General features: G+C 71.0%; 17 protein-coding genes. 11 read left to right on the top strand and 6 right to left on the bottom strand.

Annotated elements, in window-relative coordinates:
• Nucleotides 1–98: 98 nt before the first annotated feature.
• Nucleotides 99–1244, bottom strand: a complete 1146-nt coding sequence (gene rho, locus C6Y14_RS25515; protein WP_107019148.1) for a transcription termination factor Rho — start codon at nucleotides 1242–1244, stop codon at nucleotides 99–101.
• 351 nt (nucleotides 1245–1595) lie between these two features.
• Between rho and C6Y14_RS25510 the strand changes: the two genes are divergently transcribed.
• Nucleotides 1596–2783, top strand: a complete 1188-nt coding sequence (locus C6Y14_RS25510) for a flavin-dependent monooxygenase (RefSeq protein ID WP_107019248.1) — start codon at nucleotides 1596–1598, stop codon at nucleotides 2781–2783.
• Between the two features lie 39 nt (nucleotides 2784–2822).
• Nucleotides 2823–4112 (top strand): cytochrome P450 family protein, encoded by a 1290-nt coding sequence (locus tag C6Y14_RS25505; protein WP_107019147.1) that lies wholly within the window; start codon nucleotides 2823–2825, stop codon nucleotides 4110–4112.
• Nucleotides 4113–4127: 15 nt separating this feature from the next.
• Here the strand turns inward: C6Y14_RS25505 and C6Y14_RS25500 are convergent, their stop codons facing one another.
• Complete coding sequence (locus tag C6Y14_RS25500) at nucleotides 4128–5711, bottom strand: alpha-amylase family glycosyl hydrolase (protein ID WP_107019146.1); 1584 nt, start codon at nucleotides 5709–5711, stop codon at nucleotides 4128–4130.
• A gap of 121 nt (nucleotides 5712–5832) precedes the next feature.
• Here C6Y14_RS25500 and C6Y14_RS25495 point away from each other — a divergent pair, with 121 nt between their 5' ends.
• The 7 genes from C6Y14_RS25495 to corA all read left to right on the top strand — a co-directional run bounded on the left by C6Y14_RS25495 (nucleotide 5833) and on the right by corA (nucleotide 13259).
• On the top strand, nucleotides 5833–6567 hold the full coding sequence (locus C6Y14_RS25495) for a class I SAM-dependent methyltransferase (RefSeq protein ID WP_107019145.1): 735 nt from the start codon (nucleotides 5833–5835) through the stop codon (nucleotides 6565–6567).
• A 313-nt stretch (nucleotides 6568–6880) separates the two neighbouring features.
• Entirely contained in the window at nucleotides 6881–6988 is a 108-nt protein-coding gene (gene kdpF, locus C6Y14_RS25490) for a K(+)-transporting ATPase subunit F (protein ID WP_225891263.1), read from the top strand.
• Between the two features lie 7 nt (nucleotides 6989–6995).
• Nucleotides 6996–8660 (top strand): potassium-transporting ATPase subunit KdpA, encoded by a 1665-nt coding sequence (gene kdpA, locus C6Y14_RS25485; protein WP_107019144.1) that lies wholly within the window; start codon nucleotides 6996–6998, stop codon nucleotides 8658–8660.
• Entirely contained in the window at nucleotides 8657–10786 is a 2130-nt protein-coding gene (gene kdpB, locus C6Y14_RS25480; RefSeq protein ID WP_225891262.1) for a potassium-transporting ATPase subunit KdpB, read from the top strand. Before kdpA ends, kdpB begins: the two co-directional genes overlap by 4 nt.
• 34 nt (nucleotides 10787–10820) lie before the next feature.
• The gene (locus C6Y14_RS25475; protein ID WP_107019246.1) at nucleotides 10821–11450 is read left to right on the top strand and encodes a potassium-transporting ATPase subunit C; all 630 of its coding nucleotides are present in this window, start codon (nucleotides 10821–10823) and stop codon (nucleotides 11448–11450) included.
• Nucleotides 11451–11611: 161 nt separating this feature from the next.
• Nucleotides 11612–12025, top strand: a complete 414-nt coding sequence (locus C6Y14_RS25470; protein ID WP_107019143.1) for a VOC family protein — start codon at nucleotides 11612–11614, stop codon at nucleotides 12023–12025.
• Between the two features lie 151 nt (nucleotides 12026–12176).
• Entirely contained in the window at nucleotides 12177–13259 is a 1083-nt protein-coding gene (corA, locus tag C6Y14_RS25465; RefSeq protein ID WP_107019142.1) for a magnesium/cobalt transporter CorA, read from the top strand.
• Nucleotides 13260–13325: 66 nt separating this feature from the next.
• Here corA and C6Y14_RS25460 read toward each other — a convergent pair whose 3' ends face one another.
• Both C6Y14_RS25460 and C6Y14_RS25455 read right to left on the bottom strand, forming a co-directional pair.
• Entirely contained in the window at nucleotides 13326–14147 is an 822-nt protein-coding gene (locus C6Y14_RS25460; RefSeq protein WP_107019141.1) for an alpha/beta fold hydrolase, read from the bottom strand.
• A gap of 202 nt (nucleotides 14148–14349) precedes the next feature.
• Nucleotides 14350–16422 (bottom strand): ATP-binding protein, encoded by a 2073-nt coding sequence (locus C6Y14_RS25455; RefSeq protein WP_107019140.1) that lies wholly within the window; start codon nucleotides 16420–16422, stop codon nucleotides 14350–14352.
• Nucleotides 16423–16590: 168 nt separating this feature from the next.
• Between C6Y14_RS25455 and C6Y14_RS25450 the strand changes: the two genes are divergently transcribed.
• Entirely contained in the window at nucleotides 16591–17496 is a 906-nt protein-coding gene (locus tag C6Y14_RS25450; protein ID WP_107019139.1) for an MEDS domain-containing protein, read from the top strand.
• Nucleotides 17497–17742: 246 nt separating this feature from the next.
• Here C6Y14_RS25450 and C6Y14_RS25445 read toward each other — a convergent pair whose 3' ends face one another.
• Nucleotides 17743–18321, bottom strand: a complete 579-nt coding sequence (locus C6Y14_RS25445; RefSeq protein ID WP_107019138.1) for a TetR/AcrR family transcriptional regulator — start codon at nucleotides 18319–18321, stop codon at nucleotides 17743–17745.
• A gap of 111 nt (nucleotides 18322–18432) precedes the next feature.
• Here C6Y14_RS25445 and C6Y14_RS25440 point away from each other — a divergent pair, with 111 nt between their 5' ends.
• The gene (locus C6Y14_RS25440; protein ID WP_107019137.1) at nucleotides 18433–20631 is read left to right on the top strand and encodes an MMPL family transporter; all 2199 of its coding nucleotides are present in this window, start codon (nucleotides 18433–18435) and stop codon (nucleotides 20629–20631) included.
• A gap of 72 nt (nucleotides 20632–20703) precedes the next feature.
• Here the strand turns inward: C6Y14_RS25440 and C6Y14_RS25435 are convergent, their stop codons facing one another.
• Nucleotides 20704–21450, bottom strand: a complete 747-nt coding sequence (locus tag C6Y14_RS25435) for a GntR family transcriptional regulator (RefSeq protein WP_107019136.1) — start codon at nucleotides 21448–21450, stop codon at nucleotides 20704–20706.
• Nucleotides 21451–21600 lie beyond the last annotated feature (150 nt).

Raw genomic sequence — 21600 nt, 5'->3', positions numbered from 1 at the left:
ACGCGCAGGTCGCCTGGCGAACCGCCTCGGCCGAACGGAGCTGCCGAACACCCGGATGCCGCAGCGGACACCGACGCACGGCACAGGTTCGCGGGTGCCTACTGGCTGCCCGGCACCGTCTGCTGGACCTGCCGGAGGAAGGTCGCGTTGTCCGGGGTCTGCCGCATCCGCTCCAGCAGGGTCTCCAGACCGGCCTGGCCGTCACCGCGGGAGTGCAGGGCGCGCCGCAGACCTCGTACGGCCGCCAACTCGGCGGCGGGGACGAGGAGTTCCTCGCGGCGGGTGCCGGACGGGGTGATGTCGACGGCGGGGAAGACGCGGCGGGACGCGAGGGTGCGGTCCAGCCGGAGTTCCATGTTGCCGGTGCTCTTGAGCTCCTCGAAGTAGTAGTCGTCGGCACGGGAGCCGGTGTCCACGAGGGCCGTGGCGATGATGGTGAGCGAGCCGCCCTCCTCGGCGAGCCGCGCCGCGCCGAAGAGCCGCTTGGGCCCCTGGAGCGAGGCCGCGTCGACACCGCCGCTGAGGGTGCGGCCCCCCGCGGCGGCCGCGTTGTTGTGCGCCCGGCACAGCCGGGTGAGCGAGTCGAGCAGGATCACGACGTCCTGGCCCGCCTCGACGAGCCGCTTGGCCCGCTCGATCGCCAGCTCGGCCAGCGCGATGTGCTGCTTGGGGCTCTGGTCGAAGGTCGAGGCGAACACCTCGCCGCGGACGGACCGGCGCATGTCGGTCACCTCCTCGGGACGCTCGTCGAGGAGCACCACCATCAGCCGGGCCTCGGGGTGATTGCCGGCGACGGCTGCGGCCAGCTGCTGGAGCAGTACGGTCTTGCCGGTCTTGGGCGGGGCGACGATCAGGCCGCGCTGACCCTTGCCGATCGGCGCGACCAGGTCGACGAGGCGGGTGGTGAGTCCGCCCGCGGGGTGTTCGAGGCGCAGCCGCTCGCGCGGGTGCAGCGGGGTCAGATCACGGAAGTGCGGACGGCCGCGTGCCTCGTCGGCGGGACGGCCGTTGATCCGCCGGATCTCGGTGAGGGCGCGCTGCCGGCCGCGCAGTCCTTCGACATGGTCGCCCTTGCGCAGGCCGTACCGGCGGATCAGTGAGGCGGAGACCTGAAGGTCGGCTGCGCCGGGGAGCAGGTTCTCGGCGCGCAGGTGGCCCTGCCCGTTCGATGTGAGGTCGAGTACGCCGGTGGCCTGCTCCAGGTCGGTGACGGGAGTGGGCGGGCGTTCGAGTGTGGTGGTCATGGTGGGTGTCCTTTCGCGGACGGATGGTCGAAGTTCTCGGATGTGTCACGCGGTTGGGGGAGAGGCCGATGCAGGGGCGGTGACTTCACGCCCTGCACGGCGGAACGCGTCACTTCTCGGAACGCGTACGACGGACGAACGCCGTACGAAGAGAGGTGCCGCGAAGAAGATGCTGTGCGCCGGTCGGAATCGACGGGCGGACCAGCGGGATAAGAGGAAAGCTGCACCGGCGCCTGAAGATGGCGTACACAAGTGCTGATGGCACTGTAGCACCTTCTCGTCCGGTGACGCCGGAAGCGGCCGGATCCCGGGGCGTTGACACAGGTGGTGCCGCGCGCCACGGTGGTCGGCATGGTCGATGCCGGGATCGTCGCACGCATACGGGAGTTACGGCCGCTGATCAGGCAGAACGCGCTGCGGACCGAGCACGGCCGGCGGGTGCCGGACGAGGTCGTCGCCGCCCTGAGCGGCACCGGAGTGCACCGGATGAACGTCCCCGCGCGCTACGGCGGTCAGCGGACCCCGCTGCGCACCCAGGTCGACGCCTTCGCCGAGATCGCCCTCGAATGCGCCTCCACGGCATGGGTGACACTCAGTCACGCGGGCGTCTCGTACATCGCTGCGCTCTTTCCCGACGAGGCACAGGACGACTTCTTCACCGGGCCGGCCGGCCCCGATGTCAGGATCGGCGGCACGCTCGTCCCCGGCGCCACGGCGATGCCGTACGACGGGGGCTACCGGGTGGACGGCGCCTCGGGCTTCGCGACCGGCTGCCATCACGCGGACTGGCATCTGCTGACGGCCGCGGTCGTCCCGGCCGGCGGACGGCCCCAGGAGGGGCCACCGGAGGTGCTGTGGGTCGCGGTGCCGATGTCCGAGCTGGAGATCCTGGACGACTGGGACGCCACAGGTCTCGCCGGTACCGGCAGCAACACGGTCGTGGCCCGGAACATTCCCGTCCCCGCGCACCGGGTGCTCCCGGTCGGGCCGATGCTGGCCGGGCGGACCCCGTCGAAGACCAACGCGGACGACCCCTTCTACCGTATGCCCGTGCTGCTGCTGTTCTGCGCCTGGACGGCGGCGGCCGCACTGGGCCTGGGGCGGGCGGCGCTCACGGAGTTCGACGAGCGGATCCACCGGCGCGGCATCACGTACACCTTCCACGAGCGGCAGAACGAGGCCACCGTCACCCATCTCCAGTTCGCCGAGGCGCAGATGAGGATCTCCGCCGCCGAACTGGTGGCCGGCCGGCTGATCGCCGAGATCGAGACCAAGGCCCATGACGGCGACCCGTACACCCCGCTGGAGCGGTCCAGGATCCGGGCCGAGTGCGGCTATCTCACCCGGCTCTGCAAGGAGGCCGTCGACCTGCTCGCCTCGGCCGCCGGCGCCTCCTCCCTCCAGCGGTCCGTGCCCTTGCAGCGCATCGCCCGGGACATCAACGCCCTGACGCTGCACTCCTTCGTCAACCCCGCCACCAACCTGGAGATCTACGGCCGCGTACTCTCGGGCGTCGACCCGGGCACCCCCTTCCTGTGACGGCCTCCGACTGCCGTCGACCGCAGTCAGGAGATCGCGTTGGACACTACGGCAGCCGAACCGTCGAACGACACGTCAGGTACCTCCGGTACGTCCCGCGCGTCCGCGGAGCCGCACCGCCTCGACCCGGCCGGCGGCTGTCCGCACGCCGACAACGCGCGCCTTCTCGCCCGCGGAGCCGTGGCGCCGGTCCTCCTGCCCGGCGGGGTGGACGGCGTGGCGGTGCTGGGGCACGAGGCGCTGAAGGAGTTCCTCGCACACCCTCAAGTCGCCAAGAACGCAGCGCACTTCACCGCGTTGCGGGAGGGCCGCATCGCCCCCGGATGGCCCCTTGCCACCTTCGCGACGGTACGGGGCATGACGACCGCGGACGGCGACGACCACCGGCGGCTGCGATCGCTGGTCAGCAAGGCGTTCACCGCCCGGCGGGTCGAGCAACTGCGCCCACGCATAGAGGAGTTGACCGAGGAGCTGCTCGATGATCTGGAGCGCGCGGCCCGCGACGGCGGGGGAGTCGCCGATCTGCGCGCGCACTTCGCGATGCCGCTGCCGATGGGCGTCATCGGTGAACTGCTCGGCGTGGAAGCCGAGTTCCGCGACCGGCTCCACCACCTCTCCAACCAGGTCGTCGCCACCGACATAGGCCCCGAGCGTGCGCTGGCCGCCAACCGGGAACTGATGGCCGTCCTCGGTGCGGTCGTCGAGGCCAGGACCGAGCGGCCCGGCGGCGACCTCACCAGCGCCCTGATCGCCGCCCGCGACGAGGGCGGCGACCGGCTCACCCACGAGGAGTTCCTCGGCACCCTGGTCCTGATGATCATCGCCGGGCACGAGACCACACTGAACCTGATCACCAACGCCGTGCGCGCCCTGTGCGTCCACCGTGACCAGCTGGAACGGGTCGTGCGGGGCGAGGCGGGCTGGGCCGACGTCGTCGAGGAGACCCTGCGCTGGGACGCGCCGGTCAGCTACTTCCCCTTCCGCTACCCGGTCGGCGACCTGACCGTCGACGGCACCGTCATACCCCAGGGCACACCCGTCCTCGCCGGCTACTCGGCCGCGGGCCGCGACCGGGCCGCGCACGGCCCCGACGCCGACCTCTTCGACGTCACAAGGCCCGCCCGGTCCGGCGCTGCCCGGCATCTCTCCCTCGGCCACGGCGCCCACTACTGCCTGGGCGCCCCACTGGCCCGGACGGAGTCCGCCATCGCCCTGGAACGCCTGTTCACCCGCTTCCCCGGCCTCGACCTCGCCGTGCCCGAGACGGACCTCACCCGCGGCGCCAGTTTCGTGGGCAACAGCGTCCAGACACTCCCCGTTCGGGTGTGACGCAGGGCGGTTCGGCTACCGGATCAGTTCGAAGATTCCGTAGCCGAACGCCTCCGCCGTGACCGTGCCGCCTTCGGCGACGACACCGGACGCTTCGAGGGCCCGGCCGGGCCGGAAGTCCCCGAGCGGACAACTCGTCCGCTCCTGGCGGGGGTTGACGACCACGAGGTACCGCCCGCCGCGTACGTGCACGAACGGGTAGCCCTCGTGCACCACCTCCACCGAGCCGTCCGGACCGAGTTCGGGCGTGGACGTGCGCAGGGCGATGAGTCGGCGTACGAGGTGGAGGAGGGACGTGTCGTCGGCGCGCTGGGCGGCGACGGTCGGGCGGCCGGGATCGGGGTCGACCGGGAGATAGGGGTGCTCGGACGTGGAGAAACCGGCGTTCGGGCCGTCGTCCCACTGCATCGGCGTACGGGAACCGGCGCGGTTGTAGGCAGGCCCGAGCACACTGCCCTCCGTGTCGGGGAGGTCCGGGATGTACCGCATACCGATCTCGTCGCCGTAGTAGATCGCGGGCAGGGTGGGCCAGGTGAGCTGGAAGGCGAAGGCGACCGGGAGCTGTTCGGCCGAGCGCGGCCCGCAGTTGAGACGCGAGAAGTCGTGGTTGGCGGTCGGCAGCGAGATGAAGCCGGTGTCGCCGAGGGCCGTCGACGCCTGCTGCCAGGCCTCGACGAAGGGCCGCGGCGAGCCTTTGCCGCTCGGGTCGAAGAAGCAGTCGAGCGGATCCCAGTCGAGGTTGACGGTCCCGGAACCGTTGCTCCACAGCGAGCGCAGCGCGAGGCCGTCCGTGGGACCGCCGAACTGGAGGAAGAAGTCCGTGTGGAACCCCGCCGGGACGGACACCTCCGGCTCGCCCCACTCCGAGAGGATCACCGCGTCCGGGTGCGTACGGTCCAGCCAGTGACGCAGCTCCGTCCAGATCCTGCTCGTCTCCGCCTTGTCCGGGTCGTCCTTGACGAGCGAGGCGGCCATGTCGACGCGGAAGCCCGACAGGCCGAGGCCCAGCCAGTGGTCCATGACCGTGCGCAACGCCTCCCGGTTGGCGCGCGGGCCCTCCGCGTCCACCGGCTGACGCCACGGCTCGTCCGGACTCGTGCGCGCGTAACCGAAGTTGAGGGCGGGCTGAAAGGCGAAGAAGTTCGGCAGATACGCACCCGGACGGCTGCCGGGTGAGGCCACGAACCCCTCCGGGCGGCCCTCCGCCGCCCAGATGTAGCGGTGGTCGTCGGGATCGTCCGCCGACGCGGTGAACCACGGGTGCCGGTCGGAGGTGTGTCCCGCGACCAGATCGAGGAGTACGCGGATCCCGTGGCCGCGCGCCCGGTCGACGAGCCCCGCGAGGTCGTCGTTCGAGCCGTAGCGGGGGGCCACGTTCAGGTAGTCGGAGACGTCGTACCCGGCGTCCCCGAACGGCGAGGCGAAACACGGGTTCAGCCAGACGGTGTTCACCCCGAGCCAGGCCAGATGGTCCAGCCGTTCGCAGATGCCGTCGAAGTCACCGATGCCGTCGCCGTTCGAGTCCGCGAACGACTGCGGGTAGATCTGGTAGAAGACCGCGTCGGCCAGCCATGCGGGTGCGGGGCGGAAGGAGCTCATGGGGCAGGTACAGCCTTTCCCTGGGCGGAACGTCCTCGATGTCGAGGGTGACAGCGCCTGGCAGTGTCCGAAAGGCCGCGCCTTGGCCGGAGACCGGCGGGAAGCTCTAAGCTGATCGACGATGTTCACCCCTCAGGGCCCCACGTTCCGCGAACTCGCCGTGCAGGCGCTGTCGTCCGTCGAGCACGGCTACGACCTCCTCGCGCCGAAGTTCGACCAGACCCCGTTCCGTACGCCGGACGCGTTCCTGCGGTCCGTCGCGCGGGCCCTGACCGGCATGGGACCGTTCGGCCGCGGGCTGGACCTGTGCTGCGGCACCGGCGCGGGCATGGACGTGCTGGGCTCGGTGTGCCGGGACAGCGTCACCGGCATCGACATCAGCGCGGGCATGCTCGCCGAGGCCCGACGGCGTGAACGGCCCGCCGGACCGCCCGCCGGCTGGGTGCGCGGCGACGCCCTCGCCCTGCCGTTCGGCCCGGTCTTCGACCTGGTCGTGAGCTTCGGGGCGTTCGGACACTTCCTGCCCCGTGAACTGCCCGGCCTGTTCGAGCAGGTCCATTCGGTGCTGAGGCCCGGCGGCCGGTTCGCCTTCCCGATCGTCGCCCCGGCCCCTCCCGCCTCGCCCGGCTACTGGGCCATGCTCGGCTTCGACGCGGTGATGAAGGTGCGCAACGCGGTGTGGCGTCCGCCCTTCGTCATGTACTACCGGGAATTCCGGCTCGGCGACGTGCGACGGGAACTGACCCGCGCGGGCTTCACGGTCGAGCTGCACGCCCTGCCCGAGTTCGGCCGCAGGGACGACGGCAGCCCGCGCTGCCGGATGGTCGTGGCCACAAGGCCCGGACCAGCGGTTTAACCGCTCCGGGATCACTCCGGGGGCCGCTTCCGCCCCCCGGTTCCACAGCGGTGCGCCGTACCGGCGTATGAGATGCGTCAAGAGCGCACGGAACGGCGTCAGGGAGCCGTCAACGCGCGCCGCGAGCGCCTCCGGCGGATGTTTGCTCTGAACGTCAAGGCGTTCGGCCGGGGCGCTGGCGCGGTCCGCCAGGGCACCGGCACCGCATCCGGAACCTCATTCAGGAGCTCACGATGGCCGATGTGGCCTTCGTCGTCACCACGATCGCGCTCTTCGCGCTGGTGGCCCTCGTAGCCAAGGGGGTGACGAAGCTGTGACCGCCGAGGCCGCATCCAATATTGAGATGGGCATCGGCCTGATCGTGGCCGTCGCCCTGCTGGGCTATCTCATCCTCGCCCTTGTGTTCCCGGAGAGGTTCTGAGCACGACATGAGCCCCGTACTCGCCGGCATCCTTCAGCTGCTGGCACTCATAGCGGCGCTGGCACTCGCCTATCGCCCCCTCGGCGACCACATGGCCCGGGTCTACTCCTCGGACCGGCATCTGCGCGTCGAGAAGTGGATCTACAAGGGCATCGGCGCCGACCCGGACACCGGGATGCGCTGGCCCGCGTACCTGCGCGGAGTCCTCGCCTTCTCCGCCGCCGGTGTGCTCTTCCTGTACCTCCTGCAGCGCCTGCAGGGTGTGCTGCCCGGTTCGCTCGGCTTCTCCTCGATCGACCCGGACCAGGCGTTCAACACCGCCGTCTCCTTCGTCACGAACACCAACTGGCAGTCGTACTACGGCGAACAGGCCATGGGCCACGTCGTGCAGACCGCCGGTCTGGCCGTGCAGAACTTCGTCTCCGCGGCCGTCGGCATGGCGGTCGCCGTCGCCCTCGTACGAGGTTTCGCGCGCTCCCGTGACGGCGACCTCGGCAACTTCTGGGCGGACCTCGTCCGCGGGGTCGTCCGCATCCTGATACCGCTGTCCGTGGTCGCCGCGATCGTCCTGGTCGCCTGCGGAGTGATCCAGAACTTCTCCGGGATCCACGCGGTCGGCCAGTTCTCGGGCGGCTCACAGCAGTGGAACGGCGGCGCGGTCGCCTCCCAGGAGGCCATCAAGGAACTCGGCACCAACGGCGGCGGCTACTTCAACGCCAACAGCGCCCACCCCTTCGAGAACCCCACCCCCTTCTCGAACCTCTTCGAGATCTTCCTGATCCTGGTGGTGCCGTTCTCGCTGACCCGCACCTTCGGCCGGATGGTCGGCAGCCTGAAGCAGGGCTACGCGATCCTCGCCACCATGGCCACCATCTGGGTCGGCTTCGTCGCCCTGATGATGTGGACCGAGTTCGCCCACCACGGCCCCGCCTTCGACCTCGCGGGCGGTGCCCTGGAGGGCAAGGAGACCCGCTTCGGCGTCGGCGCCTCGTCGATCTTCGCGGTGTCCACGACCCTGACCTCGACCGGCGCGGTGGACTCCTTCCACTCCTCGTTCACGGGCCTCGGCGGCGGCATCACCATGCTGGGCATGCAGCTCGGCGAGATCGCGCCCGGCGGCACCGGCTCCGGCCTCTACGGCATGCTGATCATGGCGATCATCGCGGTGTTCATCGCCGGTCTGATGGTCGGCCGCACCCCCGAGTACCTGGGCAAGAAGATCGGCACCCGCGAGATCAAGTTCGCGGCCCTGTACATCCTCATCACCCCGGCGCTCGTACTCGTCCTCACCTCGGCCGCGATGGCCCTGCCGACGCCGGGCAACTCGATGACCAACACCGGGGCACACGGCTTCTCCGAGATCCTGTACGCCTACACGTCCGCCGCCAACAACAACGGCTCGGCCTTCGCGGGTCTGAACGCGGACACCCAGTGGTTCAACACCACCCTGGGCGTGGCGATGCTGCTCGGCCGGTTCCTGCCCATGGTGTTCGTCCTCGCACTGGCCGGTTCGCTCGCCGGACAGAAGCCCGTACCGGAGACGGCGGGCACCCTGCGCACGGACAAGCCGCTGTTCACCGGACTGCTGGTGGGCGCGATCCTCGTCATCACCGGTCTCACGTATTTCCCCGCGCTCGCGCTGGGTCCGCTGGCGGAGGGGCTGGCATCATGACGACACACATACACCCCGACAGTGACAGCGACAGTGCTGGTGACACCGGTGCCGACACCGGCGCACCGGCCGGACGCACCGTCGGCGAAGGCCGGGTCGGCGTGGGTCTCTTCGACCCGAAGCAGCTGGTCAAGTCGCTGCCGAACGCCTTCCGCAAGCTCGACCCGCGGGTGATGGTCAAGTCCCCCGTGATGTTCGTGGTGCTGGTCGGCTCGGTCCTGACGACGCTCTTCTCGTTCAAGGACCCGGGCGACTGGTTCGGCTGGACGATCAGCGCCTGGCTCTGGCTGACGGTCGTCTTCGCCAACCTGGCGGAGGCGGTCGCGGAAGGCCGCGGCAAGGCGCAGGCCGACACCCTGCGCAAGGCCAAGACCGACACGATCGCGCGCCGGCTGTCCACGGACGGCGGCCCCGAGGAGCCGGTGGCGGGCACCGAACTGCGCATCGGCGACCGGGTCGTCTGCGAGGCCGGCGACATCATCCCCGGCGACGGTGACGTCGTCGAGGGCGTGGCCTCCGTGGACGAGTCGGCGATCACGGGGGAGTCGGCCCCGGTCATCCGCGAGTCCGGCGGCGACCGCTCGGCCGTCACCGGCGGCACCAAGGTGCTGTCCGACCGCATCGTCGTCAAGATCACCACAAAGCCCGGCGAGACCTTCATCGACCGCATGATCAACCTGGTCGAGGGGGCCGCCCGGCAGAAGACGCCCAACGAGATCGCGCTGAACATCCTGCTGGCCTCGCTGACGATCGTCTTCCTCCTCGCGGTGGTCACCCTGCCGCCGTTCGCGGACTACGCGGGCACCCACCTCTCGATGGTCGTGCTGGTGGCGCTGCTCGTCTGTCTGATCCCGACCACGATCGGCGCTCTGCTCTCCGCGATCGGCATCGCCGGTATGGACCGGCTGGTGCAGCGCAACGTCCTGGCCATGTCCGGCCGGGCGGTCGAGGCCGCCGGTGACGTGTCCACGCTGCTGCTCGACAAGACCGGCACCATCACGCTCGGCAACCGGCAGGCCGCCGAGTTCGTACCCGTCGCCGGGACCACCGAGGCCGAACTGGCCGACGCCGCTCAGCTCTCCTCGCTGGCCGACGAGACCCCCGAGGGCCGTTCCGTCGTCATCCTGGCGAAGGAGCGGTACGGGCTCCGCGAGCGCCACCAGGGCGAGCTGGCGCACGCCGAGTGGATCACCTTCACCGCCCAGACCCGGATGTCCGGCGTCGACGTGGACGGACGCAGGGTCCGCAAGGGAGCGGCCGGCTCGGTCGTCGCCTGGGTGAAGGAGCGGGGCGGCACGGTCACCGCGGACGTGGCGGACCGGGCCGACCGGATCTCCGAGGCGGGCGGCACCCCGCTGCTCGTGGCCGTCGACGACACCGAGGGCGCCCGCGTGCTGGGTGTCATCCACCTCAAGGACGTCGTCAAGGACGGGATGCGCGAGCGGTTCGACGAACTGCGCCGCATGGGCATCAGGACCGTCATGATCACCGGCGACAACCCGCTGACGGCCAGGGCCATCGCCGAGGAGGCGGGCGTCGACGACTTCCTCGCGGAGGCCACCCCCGAGGACAAGATGGCGCTCATCAAGCGGGAGCAGGCGGGCGGCAAGCTCGTCGCGATGACGGGCGACGGTACGAACGACGCGCCGGCGCTGGCCCAGGCGGACGTGGGGGTGGCCATGAACACCGGCACCTCGGCCGCCAAGGAGGCCGGGAACATGGTCGACCTCGACTCCAACCCGACCAAGCTCATCGAGATCGTCGAGATCGGCAAGCAGCTCCTCATCACCCGGGGCGCGCTGACGACGTTCTCCATCGCCAACGACGTCGCCAAGTACTTCGCGATCATCCCGGCGCTGTTCGCGGCGGTCTACCCGGGCCTGGACAAGCTCAACATCATGCAGCTGTCCTCGCCGGACTCCGCGATCCTCTCCGCGGTGATCTTCAACGCGCTGGTCATCATCGCCCTGGTGCCGCTCGCCCTGCGCGGAGTGCGGTACCGGCCGGTCAGCGCCGACCGGCTGCTGCGGCGCAACCTCGGCATCTACGGCCTGGGCGGACTGATCGCGCCCTTCATCGGCATCAAGATCATCGACCTGCTCCTCTCCCTCATTCCCGGGCTGTAGCTCCCCGACCTTCCTCGAAAGCGTGCTGATCGTCATGAACAACTCGGTCACGAACACCGCCCGGCTGCTGGGCGCCGGGCTGCGGGCGCTCCTGGTCCTCACCGTCGTCTGCGGAGTGCTCTACCCCCTCGCCGTGACGGGCGTCGCCCAGGCGCTCTTCAACACGAAGGCGAACGGCTCGGAGATCACCTCGGGCGGCAGGGTCGTCGGCTCCTCGCTGATCGGCCAGCAGGGCTACGGCCTCGACTGGTTCCAGCCCCGGCCGGCCAACGGCCTCGGCGAGAACTCGGTCAACACCCAGTACAAGCTGATTCTTTCGGGTGCCACCAACCGCTCCGGCGACAACGCCGAACTGATCGCGTGGGTGAAGGAGGCCAAGGCCGAGGTCGTCAAGGACAACTCGACGGCCGACTACAAGGTCAGTCCGTCCCAGGTCCCCGCCGACGCCGTGACGTCCTCCGGATCCGGCCTCGACCCGGACATCTCCCCGGCCTACGCCGACCTCCAGGTGCACCGGGTCGCCGAGCGCAACGGCCTGCCCGTGAGCCGGGTGCAGCAGCTCGTGGACCGGCACACCGAAGGCCGCACGCTCGGCTTCATGGGCGAGCCCGGGGTGAACGTCCTCGAACTCAACACCGCGCTCAAGGAGCTGACCAAGGGCTGACATCGGGACGAGCGGGAGCCTGCGACGGCTGAGGCCATGGCGAGCGGGCCCGTGGGTACGCCAGGCGGTCGGGAGGAGCCGATCGCCTGGTCCGGGCCGTTGTCAGTGGCCCGCGCTAGTCTGCGGACACCTGCTCGTTCTGTCCGATCTGGGAGGTTTTCATGGCTTCACGCCTCAACCCCTACATCAGCTTCGACGGCGACGCCCGGCCGGCGATGGAGTTCTACAAGGAGGTCTTCGGCGGCACGCTGGCGCTGAACACCTTCGGGGAGGCCGGTGCGCCGGGCACCCCGGAGGCCGACCAGATCATGCACGGCATGCTGGAGACGCCGAGCGGCTTCACCCTCATGGGAGCCGACACCCCACCGGGCATGGAGTACACACCGGGCGGCAACTTCTCGGTGAGCCTGAGCGGCGACGACGAGAGCGAGCTGCGCGGCTACTGGGAGAAGCTGTCCGCCGGGGGCACGGTCTCCGTCCCGCTGGAGAAACAGATGTGGGGTGACGTCTTCGGGATGTGTACGGACCGGTTCGGCATTCCCTGGATGGTCAACATCGGCCCGGCACAGCACTGACGACGGGCCCTGGGAGTGGGCGGCCCCGCCGGGCCGCCCACTCCGGTCGCGTCGGACAACTGAGCGCGAGGCGTTCGCGGACCGGTGGCACGGGCCGGTCTCGGACCGGTGGCACACTGACCCGGTCACCGAAGGAGCCCAGCCAGTGCCCATGATCCGCAACCTCAGCAGAGCGGTCCGCCGCGCCTATCACCGCACGGTGGACCTCAGCCATCCCGCCCGTTCCCCTCTCGGGAGCGCGGTGGAGAACTGCGTGGTCTACCGCGAGGGCGGACGGCAGCCCGGCGACTGGGCGCCGGGCGAGGCGATCCGCCGGACCCGCGAGCACCGGGAGGGCTTCGTCTGGATCGGTCTCCACGAGCCCACCGAGGAGGAGTTCGCCGGCCTCGCCAAGCTGTTCGGCCTGCATCCGCTGGCCGTCGAGGACGCGATCCACGCGCATCAGCGACCGAAGGTCGAGCGGTACGACGACACGCTGTTCGCCGTCTTCAAGACCGTCCGGTACGTCGAGCACGAGCAGCTCACCGCGACCAGTGAGGTCGTGGACACCGGCGAGGTGATGGTCTTCGTCGGCCGGGACTTCGTGATCACCATCCGGCACGGCAGCCACGGCTCCTTCGGTCCGCTCCGGGAAGCCCTGGAGCGGCTGCCCGACCAGCTCCAGAAGGGGCCCTCGGCGGTCCTGCACGCCATCGCGGACCGGGTGGTCGACGACTACCTCGACGTCACGGACGCCGTACAGAACGACATAGAGGCCGTCGAGACCGCGGTCTTCGCGGAGCGCACCGCCCGCGGCGACGCCGGCCAGATCTACCAGCTCAAGCGCGAACTCCTCGAACTGAAGCGCGCGGTGGTGCCCCTGCACCGGCCCCTGCAGATCCTCGCCCACGAACCGCCGGCCGCCGTGTCCCCGGAGATACAGCCGTACTTCCGTGACGTGGCCGACCACCTGGCCCGCGCCACCGAGCAGATCAACGCCTTCGACGGGCTGCTCGACTCGATCCTCCAGGCCCATGTGGCGCAGGTGACGGTCGCCCAGAACGAGGACATGCGCAAGATCACGGCCTGGGCCGCCATCGTCGCCGTGCCGACCATGATCTGCGGTATCTACGGCATGAACTTCGACCACATGCCGGAACTGCACTGGACGTACGGCTATCCGCTGGCCCTCGGTGTCATCGCCACCCTCTGCCTGGGCATCCACCGGGGGTTCCGGCGCAACGGCTGGCTCTGAGCCCGGCCCCGCCGGGGCGGAAGCGCGGGCCCGGCCCGTGCGCCGGAGCCGGCCCGTGCGTCGGAGTCAGCTCTTGACGAAGGCCAGCAGGTCGGCGTCGAAGGCCTTCTCGAACTCGCCGACCAGGCCGTGCGGGGCGCCCGGGTACGTCTTGAGCGTGGCGTCCTTGACGATCTGGGCCGTCTTGAGGGCGGCGGCCCCGATGGGCACGATCTGGTCGTCCTCGCCGTGCGCGACCAGCGTGGGGACGTCGATGCTCCGGAGGTCCTCGGTGAAATCCTGCTCGGAGAACTGCTCGACGCAGTCGTACGCGGCCTTGAGGCCGACCTGCATGCTCCACAGCCAGAAGGAGCGGCGCAGACCTTCCGACACGGTGGCGCCGGGCCGGTTGAAGCCGTAGAACGACTCGCTGAGGTCCCAGTAGAACTGCGAGCGGTCCGCCTCGACGCCGGCGCGGATGCCGTCGAACACCTCACGCGGGGTGCCCTCGGGGTTGTCCGCCGTCTTCAGCATCAGCGGCGGTACGGCGCCCAGCAGGACGACCTTGGCGACCCGCCGGGTGCCGTGGCGGCCGATGTAACGGGTCACCTCGCCGCCGCCGGTCGAGTGACCGACCAGGATCACGTTGTCGAGGTTGAGACCCTCGATGAGTTCGGCCAGGTCGTCCGCGTACTGGTCCATGTGGTTGCCCTGCCACGGCTGGTCGGAGCGGCCGTGGCCCCGGCGGTCGTGGGCGACGGCACGGAAGCCGTTGTCGGCCACCAGGCGGGCCTGCCCGTCCCAGGCGTCGGCGTTCAGCGGCCAGCCGTGGCTGAAGACGACCGGCTGACCGGTGCCCCAGTCCTTGTAGAAGATCCCGGTGCCGTCGCTGGTGGTGAAGGTTGCCATGGGGGTGCCTCTCTGTCCGTGTCGTCGCGTGCTCATGCGGCTCGTGCGTGCACATGCGCCTCATGTGTGCTCGGCCGAAGGAGTGGCCCGGCGCCTGCCGGGTCCGTGGTGCCTCGCCGGTGGGTACGCTTTCGACACTAGGCCGGTGCGGGGTTTCCGCAATCCGTCGTCCGGCCGCGTTCACGGACCTGACAGCCGGGCGTCAGAGATCCGCCTCGTCCGGTACGCCGTCCAGCGCGAGCCGAATCGCCGCCTCCGGGCCAAGACCGCGGCCCTCGCGCACGGCCTCGGCGAAACGGGTGTCGCCGAGGGTGGCCCGGAGCTGGCGGGCGTACTCCCGGCGGAAGACGGTCGCCTCGATGTCGGCGAGCTGGGGGAGTCCGGCCGTGTACCAGAGCCGGGTGCCCACGCCCAGCAGCCGGGCCGCGCGCTCCGGCTCACCGGCGGCGGCCTCCGCCGCGATCAGCAGGTCGGCCACGGCAGCCGCGCCGAGCCGGTCGTGGACGCGCCACTTCGCCGCCAGTGCCTCACGCGCGGAGAGCAGCGCCGCCTCCGGCCGTCCGAGCCCGATCCCGGCGAGGGCGACGAAGAAGTCACCCCAGGCCCGCATCCACAGCTCTCCCCGCTTCTCGCAGTCGAGGCGCAGCCGCTCCGCGACCACCGCACACCGCTCGAACGCGCCCTGCCCGGCCAGCAGATACGCCTGCACGGCCAGCGTCAGCAGCTGGAAGAACTCCGCGCCGCCCCCGCCCCCCGGCCCCTGGGTGCTGCTGCCGTACAGCAGGGCGGACCGCGCCGACTCGCCGCGCACCGCGAGGCTCGCACCCGTCAACGGCAGTGCGGCTATAGGTAGTTGACGCTCCTGTGCCAGCCACACGTACGCCGCGCTCACGGACTCGGCCGCGTCCACGTCGTCCGGTACGACGGTGACCAGCCGGTGCGCCCAGGTCGCCAGGGTGTGTCCGGGGGTCTCCTCGGGTGCCCGGCGAAGCGCCCGCTCCAGATAGCCGCGCCCCTCGTCGGCGAACCCGCACGCGAACCAGAAGTACCAGAGCGTGCCGGTGAGTTCGAGCGCCGGCTCGGGCTCCGGCGCCGCCAGGCTCTCCTCCAGCGCGACCCGCAGATTGGCGTGCTCCACACTCAGCCGTTCGGCCCACATGCGCTGGCCGGGGCCCAGCCACTCGGCCTCCCCCTGCCGGGCGATCCAGCGGAAGTAGTCGAGATGACGGGCGCGTACGGCGTCCCGTTCACCGAGGCCCTCCAGCCAGTCGGCGCCGAAGGTGCGGATGGTGTCGAGCATGCGGTAGCGCCCGGCCACGCTGTCGTTCTCCCGGGTGACGATCGACTTCTCGGTGAGTGACGCGAGCAGGGCGAGGATCTCCTCCGCGTCCAACGGGCCGCCGTGGCACACGAATTCGGCGGCCTCCACGTCCCAGCCACCCGCGAATACGGACAGCCGGGCCCACAGCAGCCGTTCCAGCGGGGTGCACAGCTCATGGCTCCAGCCGATCGCCGTACGCAGCGTCTGATGCCGGGCGAGCCGTGGCCGGGCGGGCGAGACGAGCAGGTCGAAGCGGGAGTCGAGGCCCTGCAGCAGACGGTCGAGCGGGAAGCCGCGCAGGCGTACCGCGGCCAGTTCCAGGGCGAGCGGAATCCCGTCGAGCCGGGCGCAGACCGCCGCGACATCGGTCCGGTTGGTGTCGGTCAGCGCGAACGACGGCACGGCGGCGGCGGCGCGGGCCGTGAACAGCGCGACCGCGTCGGCGTGCTCGCCGAGCGGCAGCGGGGCCAGCGACAGCAGATGCTCACCGGGCACCCCCAGCGGCTGACGGCTGGTGGCCAGGATCCGTAACTCCGGTACGCGCGCCAGGAGTTCCTGGACGACACGGCCGCACTCGGCGAGTACGTGCTCGCAGGTGTCCAGGACGAGCAGCAGGGGCCCGTCGTCGAGATGCTCGCAGACCGCCACGAGCAGCGGGCGCAGCGTCTGCTCGGTCAGCCGGGTCGCCTCCGCCACCGCGTTCGTCAGGAGGTCCGCGTTCTGCAGGTCGGAGAGCTCCACCAGCCATACGCCGCCGGAGAACTCGGTCTGCGCGGCATGTGCGGCTCGCAGCGCCAGCCGGGACTTGCCGACACCTCCGGGGCCGGTGAGGGTCAGGAGGCGCGTGGACTCCAACAGTGCGCCGATCCGGGCGAGTTCGGATGCGCGGCCGACGAATGTGTTGGGCTCGGCCGGAAGATTGCCGCTCTTGCCGCTGCGTACCGAGGCGCCCATCGCTCCTCCTCACCCGGCCGATGGCGGTCACCCTAACGCTCCGCGACGCCCGTGTCCGAGTCCCGGCGGGGTGACGGAAATCGGGTACTCATCCTCTCGCAGAGGTGTCGACGGGCGTAGCGTGGAGGCGTTCCGGCACACCGAGCGGGAGATCTGGAGGTGCGGGAAATGGAAGTTGTGCCCGCGCTCAGAGCGGTGGGAGAGATGCGCGCCGGAGACCATCTGCTGCTCGGTTACGACGCGGACGAGGAGCGCGAGACCGTGGTCGCCGCGTTCCTCCTCGACGGGCTCGCCAGTGGGCACCGGGGGCTGGTGCTGGGCCCGGCCGATCTGCCGGCCGAACTCGCGCTCACCTTCCTGGAGTCCCGCGGCTGTGCCGTCGACGACGAACTCGCCGCCGGCCGGCTGACGGTGGACCCGCACCTCGGGACGCCCGAAGGGCTGTGGGACCTCGACGAGGTGATCCGCCGCGAGGCGCGCCGCGCGGTCGGGGACGGCTATCTCGGCCTGCGCGTCAGTATGGAGATCATGCGCGGCCAGGCGGGAAAGGGACTCAAGACGCTGCACGACAGCGAACTCCTCCTGGAACCGGTCTTCGCGTCCCTGCCGGTCCTCGGGATCTGCCAGTACGACCGCAGGGTCTTCGACGACATGGAACTGGCCCCGCTCGACGGGCTGCACCACGGGAGGGTCGCCGCAGACCTGGTGTGGCGCGACGAACTGCTCTCCATCACCCGCACCTTCGCCCCGCCGGGCCTGGCGCTCGCCGGCGAGGTGGACGACACGAACGTGACGGCCCTGGCCCGCGCCCTGCAGGCCGAGACCACCCGCGCCCGCGCCCGTGCGGTCGCCGGCACGAGCATCCGGCTCGACCTGCGGGAGCTGGCGTTCATCGACGTCGGCGCGCTGCGTCTGCTGGTCTTCTCGGCCCTGTCCCTGCACACCTCGGGCGGCACCCTGGCCCTGCACGGCGTCGCCCCGCACATCCAGCGGCTCATGCGTGTCACCGGCTGGGACAGGATCCCCGGTCTGCGCCTCGACAAGGGCGACGTGAAGGAGGGGGCGGTGCCCTGACCCGCCGGGGGCTCGCCCGTCGGGCGTGGGAGCGCCCCAGCGGCGGGCGCACGACATGGCCGCCTCCGCGCACGAGGTGATGGCCGACTCCGTACGCCACGGGGACGGCCGAGGTCTCCACGGAGACGGCCGACGTGTTCCGCGGGGACGGCCGACGTGTTCCGCGGGTGACCGCCCTGGACCGGCGGCCGCACGGCCTGCGCCGGCGGTCGCACGCCCTGCGCCGGCGGTCGCGTGGCGCGGACCTCAGGAGGCCGGGCCGGGCGGCAGGGTCGCCAGTCCGGCGCGCAGGAAGGCCATCGCCGTGTCGATGTCGGCCTCCTGGGGCCGGTAGCACACTTCGCTGATCACCGCGGCGGCGGCGGCCGACGCCATGCGCGGTCCGAAGTCGTCGGGAGAACTGCCCCGCTCCTCGGCGAGGATCTTCGCGCCGAACTTGATGACCTCCGTCAGCCGTGCCTCGGCCACCGCGCGCAGCTGCGGGTTCAGTTCCAGCACGCGGTCGGTGAGATCGGCCAGGCCCCTGGGCTCGGCGATCTCCTCGCGCAGCCAGCGCTCCAGCGCGTCCAGGATCGTCAGGCCGGGCTCCCGGTCGTGCACGGCGGCCCTGACCTGATCGGTGACGGAGTCGAACTCCGACATCGCCAGTTCCAGTTTGGAAGGGAAATACAGGGTCACCGTACGAGGTGAGACCTCCGCCGCCGCCGCGATGTCGGCGATCGTCGTCGCCTCGAACCCACGGTCGGCGAACAGCTCGTAGGCCGCGCGGACGATCGCCTCCCGGCGTCGCGCCTTGCTGCGTTCCCGTAGGCCGTCGCTCATCATGACGCCACTTTACCACCCATGGTTAATTTACATCCGACTGTAAAAATGCTTTAGGGTGTAGAGATGTCGCGGTCCGACCGGGGGCCGCGGGGAGAGGGAGGAAGACGCGTCATGGCGTCACGCCTGTACACCTGGGGACGATGGGCGGTACGCCGTCGCGGCCGGGTCCTGGCCGTCTGGCTGCTGCTGCTCGCCGTGGTCGGAGGTCTCGGGATCACCCTGCACGGCAAGGTGAGCACCGAGTTCTCGGTGCCGGGGATCGAGTCCCAGAAGGCCCAGGAACTGCTGAAGGAGGAGTTCCCGGCCGCCGCCGGCGGGGTGGCCCGGGTCGTGTTCGCCGCCCCCGAGGGAGACACGCTCGGTGACTCCAAGGCCGACGCGGCCCTCACCGCGAGCCTGAAGAAGGCCGCCGGGGTGCCCGGCGTCGTGAACGTCTCCGACCCGGCCGGGACCGGCACGGTCTCGCGGGACGGGCGCATCGGCTACTCCGACGTGATGTTCCGCCAGGCGGCCGACAGCGTGCCCCAGACGTCCAAGGACGCCCTGTCGGACGCGATGGAGCAGGCCCGGGACGCCGGGCTCGAAGTCGAGTTCGGCGGCTCGGCGATGCAGCCGCAGACCGAGGTCGGCGGCCCGGCGGAGATCGTGGGCGTCGTCATCGCCTTCGCCGTCCTGGCCCTGGCGCTCGGCTCACTGATCGCGGCCGGGCTCCCGCTGCTGACCGCCGTCGTGGGGGTCGCGATCGGCGTGCTGGGCGTCCAGTTCGTCTCCCGCTTCGTGGAGATGACCAGCACCGCCACCGTGCTCGCCCTCATGATCGGCCTGGCGGTGGGCATCGACTACGCCCTGTTCATCCTCTCCCGCCACCGCGAACAGCTCGCCGACCCCGACATGGACGTCGAGGACTCCATCGCACGGGCCGTGGCCACCGCGGGCGGCGCGGTCGTCTTCGCCGGAGCGACCGTGATCATCGCGCTCTCCGCGCTGGCGGTCACCGGCATCCCGTTCCTCACGATCATGGGTCTGGCCGCCGCCGTGACGGTCCTGCTCGCCGTGCTCATCGCCATCAGCCTGGTGCCCGCGGTGCTGGGCATGTTCGGTGAGCGGCTGCGTCCGCGCCCCCGCCGCTCCGAGCGCGCCGCCGGCTCCTGGGCCCTGGGCTGGGCCCGGCTCGTCACCGGCAAGCCCGTGATCGTCCTCCTGGTGGGTGTGGTCGGCCTCCTCGCGCTCGCCCTGCCCGCCCGCGACCTGCGCCTGGGCCTGCCCGGATACGCCTCCCAGCCCGTCGAGAGCACCCAGCACAAGAGCTACGACCTGCTGAGCGAGGGCTTCGGCGTCGGCTTCAACGCGACCGTGACCGCCGTCGTCGACACCAGCGGCATCCCGGCCGCCGACCGCACCGACACGCTCACCCGGCTGCGTACGAGCCTGGCCGGTGACCCCGGAGTGGCCGCCGTCGCCAAGCCGGTGACCAACCCGGACTCCAGCCTCGCGGTCGTCGCGGTCGTGCCGAAGACCGGCCCGGACGCCCAGGCCACCACCGACCTGGTGCACCGGTTGCGGGACAACGCGCCCAGCATCGACAAGGCGGGCGGCACCCTCTACATCGCGGGCGCCACCGCCGCGGCCATCGACGTCGCGGGCAAACTGTCCGACGCCCTGCCGCTGTTCATCGCCATCATCGTGATCCTCGCGCTGATCCTGCTGACCATCGCCTTCCGGTCCCTGCTGGTCCCGCTCAAGGCCGCCCTCGGATTCCTGCTGTCGGTCGCCGCGTCCCTCGGCGCCACCGTATGGGTCTTCCAGAACGGTCACCTGAACGGCGTTCTCGACATCCCGTCCGCCGGACCCGTCACCAGCTTCCTCCCCGTCCTGCTCATCGGCGTCCTCTTCGGGCTGGCCATGGACTACGAGGTCTTCCTGGTCAGCCGGATGCGCGAGCACTACGAGCGGACGGGCAGCGCCTCCGAGGCCATCGTGCACGGAGTGGCGCGCAGCGGCCGGGTGGTCAGCGCCGCCGCGCTGATCATGGTCGCGGTCTTCGGCGGCTTCGTCTTCAACCACGACCCGATCATCAAGTCCATCGGTTTCGCGCTGTCCTTCGGCGTCTTCGTCGACGCGTTCGTGGTCCGGATGACCCTCGTCCCGGCCGTCATGGCCCTCATCGGCCGCCGCGCCTGGGGTCTGCCCGGCTGGCTCGACCGGGTCACGCCCGACGTGGACATCGAGGGCGCCAAGCTGCCGCAGCGCGCCCCGGCCGGACAGGAGGACGAGCACCGCGAGGCGGTGGGCGCTCCTGGCTCCCGCTGACCGCCCCCGCTGGGCTCCCGCTGACGGGCGCACCGGCCGGCCGGAGCCCCCGCGCAGCTCTCCGGCCGGCCGTCACGTCCCGTGCGGCTCGGCGACGGCCGGGAGCGTGAACTCGTAGACCAGTGCGTCCTGCTCGGCGTTCACCACCAGGTCGGTGATCTCCAGGGGCCGGGCGTACTGGTCGTGCACCTGCCGTGTCACCCGTACCGAGGCCGCGTCGCCGGGCCCGGTGATGGAGTCGCGGTGGTGCAGGGTCAGCCCCGCCCGGCGCATCCAGTCGTACACGCGCCGCAGCTGTGCCGACGACCTGCCGTCGGCGCGGTCGCGGTAGCGGGCGAGTTCCTCGACCTCCGCGAGCGCGACCGCCGAGAACGACGTCACCGCGGTCCGCCGCCCGTGCCCGTCCGGTGCGGCGGACTCGTAGCGGTGCACCAGGGTCGGCCGCCACGGGGCCAGACCCAGCGCCGCCGCATGGTCCGGCGGGGGAGTCTCCCAGTTCACGGTGGCCCGGTCGACGGCGCGGGAGGGGGTCGTGTCGGCGCCGAGCGGGAAGCCGAGCGACGGGAGATGCCCGACCGGCAGGCCGGGCAGCTTCGCATGGGTGCCGCGCCGGTCGGTGGAGACCAGGCCGTCCCGGCGAAGGATGTCCAGGGCCTGCCGGACCGTCTCCCGGCTTGCTCCGAACTGCGCTGCCAACTGCCGCTCGCCCGGCAGCCGTTCGCCGGGCGGAACGGATCCGTCGCGCAGGGCCCCGAGCAGCTCCGAGGCGATCCGCGCGTACAGCGGCTGAGGGTCATCGTGCGTGGTGCTGCGGGCCATGTCCGCGCTCCCCTTGTGACAAGACGTAGCCGTGCGGGCGGTGGACCCGCGCTCCCGCTGCCCTGGTCATGGGGCCGGAGGACGCGGTTCCTCGTGAGCGACCATCTCTAGCATTGGTCTAAACCATGCAGGAAGTGCGTCCCGGAGGAT

The organism is Streptomyces dioscori (genome assembly GCF_003024195.1).
In the GTDB taxonomy this organism is placed as follows: domain Bacteria; phylum Actinomycetota; class Actinomycetes; order Streptomycetales; family Streptomycetaceae; genus Streptomyces; species Streptomyces dioscori.
The sequence above is the reverse complement of the archived record's forward strand: the minus strand, read 5'-3'. Positions and strand labels throughout refer to the sequence as shown.